The sequence below is a fragment of the uncultured Oscillibacter sp. genome (assembly GCF_910579365.1).
Classification (GTDB): domain Bacteria; phylum Bacillota; class Clostridia; order Oscillospirales; family Oscillospiraceae; genus Oscillibacter.
Genome location: NZ_CAJTUX010000109.1, coordinates 1 through 6,025, shown reverse-complemented (window position 1 = coordinate 6,025; position 6,025 = coordinate 1). Strand labels below are relative to the sequence as shown.

The window sequence follows — 6,025 nt, the reverse complement described above, 5'->3', positions numbered from 1 at the left end:
GGGACGGACGGAGATGCCCAAACGAAGGACCGTGAGATGGTCCAAAAGGTGTTCGGCTCCCGCCAGGACGGCGCGGTTCTGTTCACCCACTACCACGGCGACCACTACGGCCTGTTCAAAAAAGTTCCGCCGGGTGTTCCCATGTACATCGGCCCCCTGGCCAAGAACGTCCGGCGCATCCTGGTCCCCTACATCGACCGGGACGCGCCGGAAAAGGGCAGTGCCATCGTGGAACAGATGAGGACCTACGAGCCGGGGGGGAATTGGATGACACCCGTTCCCGGCATCAGGGTCCTGCCCCTCTACGTGGACCACTCCGCCCTGGACGCCTATATGTTCTGCATCCAGGCGGCAGGCAAGACCATCCTGTTCACCGGGGACTTCCGGGACCACGGCATCGCGGGGCAGGTGGGGCGCATGGAACGGATGGTGCAGAAATATGTGCCTAAGCCGGTGGACCTTCTGGTCACCGAGGGCACCATGCTCAGCCGCACCGGCGAGGTCGGGGACACCCTGGTCAAGTCGGAGGATGAGCTGGGCCAAAGGGCGGAAATGCTGTTCCAGACACACAAGTATAACTTTGTGCTGGTGTCCTCCACCAACCTGGACAGCATCATGGAATTTTACCACAGCACTCCCAAGGGGATGCACTTCGTCTGCGACCTGTACCAGGCCCGCATCCTCCTCACCGCCATGCGGGATATGCAGGAGAAGCGGGGGTTCAAGGAATACCGGGCCTCGAAAACGCACCCCACGATACGGGTGCTGGGCAAAGGGGACAGCCGGTGGGCGGAACTGCGGGAGATGAGGGAGTCCATGGAATACCCTGTGTACTGCAAAGCCATTACAAAGGAAGAACTGGAGCGGGACGGCTTTGTGGTGCTGGCACGGAAAAATACCCACCCGGACACCTACATTAGCCCCTTCGACAACCTGCGGAAGGAATTTCTGGACAAGGACGGCCAGGGGCAGATCATCTATTCCATGTGGAAGGGGTATCTGGAGGAGGAGCACGCCGACAAAGACCTGCTGCGCTTCATCGGCGGTCATCCTTACGAAACCCTGCACACCAGCGGCCACGCCTATGTGGAGACCATCGCCAATCTCATCAAGACCGTGGACCCCAAGTGGATCCTCCCCATGCACACGGAGAGGGCGGATGAATTTGCCTCCATCCCGGCCTTCACCCGCTGGAAGGATCGGGTGAAGGTCCTGCATGACGGACAGACGCTGGATCTGGACGAATTGTAAGGAAATGCGTGACCGGCTCAGGCCGGTCATGCGCTTCCCGAAAAAGCGTCGGGACGTTTGTCATACTGCGGGACAGGCGTGTGCTATACTGGCCTCACAACACAGGCGGACATGAGCGGGAAGGGGAAAAAGCATGGGCAAAAAATGGGGCAGGAATGAGGATATCCAGATCGGCGATATTTTCTATAATTTCACGTCGGACGAACCATCGGAGTATTACCAGGTGACAGCGCTGCGGGGCAAGACGCTAGTGGAGCTCCACGCCCTCTATTCGGACGGCTACTTTAGCGAGAGCGGTCACTGGGTTCCGACCCGGCCCATTCCGGGATGCTTCATGGACAGAAAGTACGCGGAAGCCTTTGGCGTCTATGAGGTCCAGAGACGGGGGCAGACAGTCCGCACAGCCCGGGAGGAGATCACGGCACGGGTCATGCCGGAGAAAACAGCTTGGGGGCTGCCCATACTCCGGGAACCGGAACACTGTGGGACATACCGGTTCGAATACTGGCTTTGGCAGACGCTTCCGGAGGAGTGGGATCCCTGGCATCCGGAGGATCTCCAAATGATGAAAGACTATTATGCCCAATGTAACGAGGTGTACAAAAAGCGTGCGGAAGGAGATCAGGAAACGCCATGGCCAAAACATCCGAGGAAGAAGTGACCAAGACCAGCCGCATCCTCTCCGTCTACCACCTGTTCCTCAACTGCGAAGAGGTCTCCTTTCAGGAGCTGAGACAGCAGTTTGAGGTCAGCGAAAAGACCTCCCTCCGGGACATCCGCCTGCTGGAGCGGGCGGGTGTCCTGGAGACCCGCTATGACCGAAATGCCAAGGCCTTTTATCCGGTGAGCCTGGAGGTTCGGCCCATGGCGGAGGAGAAAAACCAGACCCGGCGGAAATACTTGGAACGGATCCGGCGGCTGTGCCTTCTCATGGCCCGGATGGCGGAGGAGGACGACTCTGACGGCATGAACAAGCGGGACCTCTACCGGGAGCTTTTTCCGGACTGCTCCGACCGCACCCGCCAGCGGGATTTTCAGGAGCTGGAGAAGCTGGGCTACCGCGCCTCATACAGCCGGGAGTGGCCGGATGAGCCGGGGCGGTGGTCCTACGAGATCCCCAACACTTATGGGCTGGAGACGATGCCAAGAATGAGGTGGTAATATGTGGGAAGCTGTTCAGCTGCCCCGAGAGACCGATGCCCCAGAGGAAACGGAACGGCTTATTCAGCAGTTCGCCGAGGAAAAAATGCAGGAGTATGACGGGAGCGTCTTTTTCTGCATCAGCCGCAGAGATCAGGAGCGCCGCCTCACCCTCCGGCAGGCGGCCCAAGCCTGTAGACTTAGCGCCAGGGATGGAAGGGCGATGTGTACGGCCTTCAGCGCCCAGAAACTGGCAGACCGCCCCGGAAGGGACGTCCTCTTTGTGGAACCCTCCATGCAGCAATATTTGGGCGAATACCTGGATGCCTGCTCTGCCGGAAGGCGGCATATGCTGATCTACTGCCGCCGCAAGGGAAACGGACCTTGTCTGCGCACGAGTATCTTTATGGATTTCTGGTGGAATCGCGGCGTGGATATCTGGGACTTGGGCGAGCAATGAATCTGCGGAGGCTGGAAGCATGACTCCGATTTAAGGAGGCTCTATGGGCTGGCCCTATTCAGAACACCGCGCAGCTGAACGATTTTAAGGAGGGTGACGAGCATGATGTTTGAAGACGCCGTAAAAAACGGGATACTGGGCCTCGTTGTAGGTGACGCCTTGGGCGTGCCGGTGGAGTTCCGTTCACGGGAGGAACTGGAGCGCGATCCCGTGGCCGGGATGCGGGCCTATGGAACCCATCACCAGCCCGCCGGAACCTGGTCGGACGATTCCTCTATGGCCCTGTGCCTGATGGAGAGCCTGACAAAGGACGTGGACTACGCGGACATGATGGACCAGTTCCTGCGCTGGGCCAACGAGGGGTACATGACCCCCTATGGGAAAGTCTTTGATATGGGCATCGCCACCCGGCAGGCGCTGGCGAGGTTTGCGCACAGTACTCCCCCGTTGGAGTGCGGCGGCTCTGGGGAATATGACAACGGCAACGGCTCGTTAATGCGCATTCTGCCAATGGTTCTGTATCTCCACCGTACCATGGGGCCTGACTTTCCCCGGATGCCCGAGGCATACCAGATCATCCACAACGCCTCCGCTCTCACCCACGCCCATCCTATCAGTCTGATCGCCTCGGACTCTACTGCGCCGCCGTCAATGAGCTGCTCTGCGGCAAACCCAGCGTGTGGGACGGGATCAAGGCCGCGAAAGAATTCTACCGCAATCAGACGGAGTTTGTTCCCTACTTAGACATCTTCCAGAGGATCGAACCCGATATCCTCCCCGCCCTGCCCAAGTCCGAAATCAAAAGCGGCGGATATGTGGTCCACACACTGGAAGCCGCTCTGTGGTGTCTGGAGCGGCAAAAAAGCTTCCGCGCCTGTCTGCTGGAGGCTGTCAACCTGGGCGAGGACACCGACACCGTAGGCGCTGTGGCCGGAGGGCTGGCCGGGCTGAAATATGGAGATATCCCGGAGGATTGGCTCTCTGTCATTGTCCGCCGGGAAGAGATTGAGGGGCTGTGCGGGTCCTTTTCCCAGTCATTCGAGGAGGGACGAATATGCTGATCAAAAGTATGGAGTATCTTTCCCAACGCCTGCGCTGCACTGATGAGGAAAAGGACGCCTGCCTGGAGGCGGTTACGGTGATCCTTCACTTCTGGACGGATGCCCGAAAAAGTGGCTTGCTGTCCATTGGGGGCGACCGGGCGGAGCAGGACCCCAACCCTTTTTTCCGTGCGTGCCTGCTTGACGCCATCGAATTGGTGAGTAGGGACGATGAACCGCTGCTTGAGGACTTGTTCGCTCAGTATCTGATCGCCGGGGATTACACTGGAGCCGGCTTTCTGCAAAACGTGGTGATCGCCGAGGGAATCCTGGCGTACTTGAGGTTTTTCCATGAGCATGAGGACGGGGGGAGCTTCCAGCAGTGGGGAGACCGGCTGGCTGTGGTTGTAGGCGGATACTTCGGTGTGAAATACCGGGAAAAGCTCCGTAAAACCATCCGCCAGGAGATTCGGAAGCGGGAACGGGAGGTCAAAAAGACTTCCTTCCTGCCGGAGTTTGACGCCCTGGCGGAGCTTCCCCTTCCGCTGTGCGAAAAGCTGCTTCGAGATACATATGATGATCATTATGCTTATGGAGATCGTACCGTTGCGCTTGCTTTGAAATATGCCAGCGGCGCGGTACAGGACCATATTTTATCCGTTCTCTCCCCGGAAGAACGGGAGGCATTGGAGATCGAAATGGACGCGTGTCTCCTCGTACGGCAGACAGATGTAGAACGCGCCCAGCGGGAGATTTTGGGGAAAGTCGCAAGCTATCGTCAACGCAGTTAAAAAGAAGCAAAGGAGGAACCTGAATATGTCCATTTACAAAAAAGAGGCATCCCTGGAAGAAATGAAGCGGGAAGCTATCCGCCGTATGGAGCTGCTGAAGCTGGATGCCCGGACGATCCGGGATTTTGAGCGGGACGGATCGGTCAGCCTGTCCCAGCAGATCGGAGATCAGATTTTTCTTCAGCCATCCGACGATGAGATCAGTGCGCGGGTAAAACGGTTCGAGCAGGGATACGAGTGCCTGGTCTACCACGTTCTCTGGGCGGACAGTCCTATGGTGGGCGAATGCTGGAGCCTGCTGTTCGTGTCCCCCACATCGTCAGACTGGAACAGTGAGCGGAAATATATCGAGAGCTCCGGACTGGTCTATGCCTATGTGGAGTCGGAGATGGAGGACGGTGTCAGCGAGATCATGGTGCAGCCCCAGGACGGCAGTCTGATCCGGCTGGGATGAGGAACCTTCCTGACGAAGAGGCGGCGAGATGATTTATGTGATGTCCGATATCCACGGCTGCTTTGACAAGTACAAGGAGATGCTGTCGCTCATTGAGTTCCTCCCAAGAGACACCCTCTATGTTCTGGGGGATGTCATCGACCGGGGGCCGGACGGCATCAAAATCCTGCAGGACATGATGCTCCGTCCCAACGTGTTTCCTCTCCTGGGCAATCACGAGTTTACCGCCGCCGTGTGCCTCCCCTGGCTGATGGAGGAGGTCACGAACCAGAGCCTGGACGCCCTGGAGGAGACTCAGATCGCCGCCCTCAGCGAGTGGATTGTCAACGGGGGCGGCGTCACTATCCAGAGCCTGAAGGGACTCATCCAGGAGGAACGGGAGGATGTCCTGGAATATCTGCGGGAGATGGAGCTGTTTGCCTGCATCAAGGCCGGCGGCAGGGATTTTGTGCTGCTGCACTCCGGTTTAGGTCATTTTTCCCCGGACAAGGCGCTGGAGGACTACGAACTGGAGGACTTCCTGTTCGGCCGGCCCGAGCTGGACACGGCCTATTACCCGGACAAAATCCTGGTGTTCGGCCACACCCCCACCCGCATCCTGGGCGGCGGGGACAAGATCCTCCGGCGGGAGACCTGGATCGACATCGACTGCGGGTGCGTGTTCAAGGGAGGGCGGTTAGGCTGCCTGTGCTTAGATACCATGGAGGAGTTTTATGTGTGATGAAGGCCAAACCAAACTGGACGTATACGACTGGGTCCTCTCCCCGGAAATCAGGGAACATATGCGCACCGCCCGCCCCCTCACCGTCGGGGAAAAGGCGGACATCATCGACAGCGGCTGCCGCCCCATCGTGGACAAATATGCCGCTTTAACGGCTTTACTCCGGGA

The 6,025-nt window shown here is 58.5% G+C and carries 9 protein-coding genes; all 9 read left to right on the top strand.

The features are described from left to right. A partial coding sequence (locus tag QZ329_RS14695) for a hypothetical protein (RefSeq protein ID WP_295753750.1) occupies positions 1–1,251 on the top strand: 1,251 nt, incomplete at its 5' end. Positions 1,252–1,384: 133 nt separating this feature from the next. Then, positions 1,385–1,912: a hypothetical protein gene (locus QZ329_RS14690; protein ID WP_295753749.1), complete on the top strand. Its 528-nt coding sequence runs from the start codon at positions 1,385–1,387 to the stop codon at positions 1,910–1,912. Next, complete coding sequence (locus QZ329_RS14685) at positions 1,885–2,412, top strand: HTH domain-containing protein (RefSeq protein ID WP_295753748.1); 528 nt, start codon at positions 1,885–1,887, stop codon at positions 2,410–2,412. The genes QZ329_RS14690 and QZ329_RS14685 overlap by 28 nt, the downstream gene beginning before the upstream one ends. A gap of 1 nt (position 2,413) precedes the next feature. Beyond that, positions 2,414–2,851, top strand: coding sequence for a hypothetical protein (locus tag QZ329_RS14680; RefSeq protein ID WP_295753747.1), 438 nt, complete (start codon positions 2,414–2,416; stop codon positions 2,849–2,851). Positions 2,852–2,953: 102 nt separating this feature from the next. Further along, a complete protein-coding gene (locus QZ329_RS14675; RefSeq protein ID WP_295753746.1) occupies positions 2,954–3,595 on the top strand; it encodes an ADP-ribosylglycohydrolase family protein in 642 nt (213 codons plus the stop codon). Further along, on the top strand, positions 3,529–3,912 hold the full coding sequence (locus tag QZ329_RS14670) for an ADP-ribosylglycohydrolase family protein (RefSeq protein WP_295753745.1): 384 nt from the start codon (positions 3,529–3,531) through the stop codon (positions 3,910–3,912). Before QZ329_RS14675 ends, QZ329_RS14670 begins: the two co-directional genes overlap by 67 nt. After that, positions 3,906–4,682 carry a FliG C-terminal domain-containing protein gene (locus QZ329_RS14665; protein WP_295753744.1) on the top strand — a complete coding sequence of 259 codons (777 nt, stop codon included), beginning with the start codon at positions 3,906–3,908 and terminating at the stop codon, positions 4,680–4,682. Before QZ329_RS14670 ends, QZ329_RS14665 begins: the two co-directional genes overlap by 7 nt. Before the next feature lie 25 nt (positions 4,683–4,707). After that, positions 4,708–5,136 (top strand): hypothetical protein, encoded by a 429-nt coding sequence (locus QZ329_RS14660; RefSeq protein ID WP_295753743.1) that lies wholly within the window; start codon positions 4,708–4,710, stop codon positions 5,134–5,136. A gap of 28 nt (positions 5,137–5,164) precedes the next feature. Continuing rightward, entirely contained in the window at positions 5,165–5,857 is a 693-nt protein-coding gene (locus QZ329_RS14655) for a metallophosphoesterase (RefSeq protein ID WP_295753742.1), read from the top strand. Positions 5,858–6,025: the final 168 nt, after the last annotated feature.